This is a genomic window from Collinsella sp. AF02-46-1, from assembly GCF_003465825.1.
Classification (GTDB): domain Bacteria; phylum Actinomycetota; class Coriobacteriia; order Coriobacteriales; family Coriobacteriaceae; genus Collinsella.
In genome coordinates this window covers 1-1506 of record NZ_QSBV01000051.1, presented here as the reverse complement: position 1 = coordinate 1506, position 1506 = coordinate 1, and the positions used below count along the sequence as shown (strand labels likewise).

The 1506-nt window shown below is 69.9% G+C and carries 1 protein-coding gene; it reads left to right on the top strand.

All coding sequences use genetic code 11. The features are described 5' to 3' along the window. Positions 1–126 precede the first annotated feature (126 nt). The gene (locus tag DWV20_RS09805) at positions 127–1446 is read left to right on the top strand and encodes an IS256 family transposase (protein WP_233539824.1); all 1320 of its coding nucleotides are present in this window, start codon (positions 127–129) and stop codon (positions 1444–1446) included. The last annotated feature ends 60 nt before the right edge of the window (positions 1447–1506 follow it).

Sequence of the window (1506 nt, the reverse complement as noted above, 5' to 3'; positions counted from 1 at the left end):
GGTAGCGCACAGAGATGTGGTGTAAGAGGCGGGGCATGCCCCGCCTCCGCCCTTTCTTGAAAGGGAGGGGACACCGCCTAGAATTCGTCGTTGGAGTAATGAGGGTGACGAATGGAAGGAAAGGCGATGCCCCAAGAAGAGAGTGTACTGCGCCTCGGCCGCGACGAGGCCCTCGAGGCGGCGAGGCTTTGGCAGGAGTGCGGCGACGCGCGCGAGTTCGCGTGCAGGGTGCTGGGCAGCGTGATGAACGCGCTGATGGACTCCGAGGCCCAGCAGATGTGCGGCGCGAGCCGCAACGAGCGCAGTTACGGCAGGGAGAACAGCCGCAACGGCTACCGCCCCAGGTCGCTCAAGACCGCCGTGGGCGACGTGGAGCTCGAGATACCCAAGCTCAGGCACGGCACCTACTACCCCGAGGGCATGCTCGCGCGATGGTCGCGCGTCGACACCTCGGTGGCCGCCATCGTGCAGGAGATGTACGTATGCGGCGTATCCACCCGCAAGGTCGAGCGCGTGGCGTCCAAGCTGGGCATATCCTCGCTGTCGAGCTCGGAGGTCTCGAGCCTCTGCTCCGACCTCGACGCCGAGGTGGCGGAGTTCCGCCGCCGCGACCTGTCGGGCACGCCGTGCTGCTACCTGTGGCTCGACGCCACCTACATGAGCTGCAGGGTCGGCTCGTCGGTCGTCTCGCAGGGCGTCGTGACCGCGATCGGGCTGGGCGCCGACGGGCGCAAGCACTTCCTGGGCTGCGACGTGGTCGACACCGAGAGCGAGGACTCCTGGGCGGCATTCCTCGGCGGGCTGCGCGAGCGCGGGCTGGCCGGCGTTCGCCTCGTGGTCTCCGACAGCCACGCCGGGCTCGTGGCCGCCGTCTCGCGCCTGTTCCAGGGCTGCGCCTGGCAGCGCTGCGTGACGCACCTGCAGCGCAACCTCCAGAGCGCCTGCTCGGGCAGGCCCGAGGACTCCAAGGCGGCCGTCAGGGACCTCGTGCACGCCGCGGTCTACCAGGACGACCCCGACCTCGCGCGCTGCGTGTGGGCCGAGGCGGCGCCCTGGGTGGCGTCGGTGTCCGCCAGGGCCGGCGAGGTCTTCGAGCAGGCCGAGGACTCCGCGCTGGCGTTCACGGCCTTCCCCAGGGCGCACTGGGCCAAGCTCCGCACCAACAACGTCCAGGAGCGCGCCAACCGCGAGATCAAGCGCCGCTACAGGGTCGTGCAGTCCTTCCCCTCGAGGGAGTCGATGCTGCGCCTGACGTGCGCGAGCCTCATGGAGACCGAGGGACAGTGGTCCCAGCAGCGCGTGTTCTCCGAGGCCTCGGCCGCCGAGGGCTTCGCCGAGCCCGCGGACAGGCCGGCCCCGACAGAGGGGAGGCGCCGCGCGCTCGGGCGGCGCGCCAGGGAGATAGTGGACGAGATAGTCGAGAGGCGCGGTCTCAAGAAGGAGTAACATCGGGACTTGCAGCGACGGACCTCGGGACGCTCTTACACCACGTCTGCGCGCGCCACC

What these genes read in the sequence shown, in the direction of transcription:
- DWV20_RS09805 (WP_233539824.1), top strand. Translation starts at nt 127, where the DNA reads ATGCCCCAAGAAGAGAGTGTACTGCGCCTCGGCCGCGACGAGGCCCTC.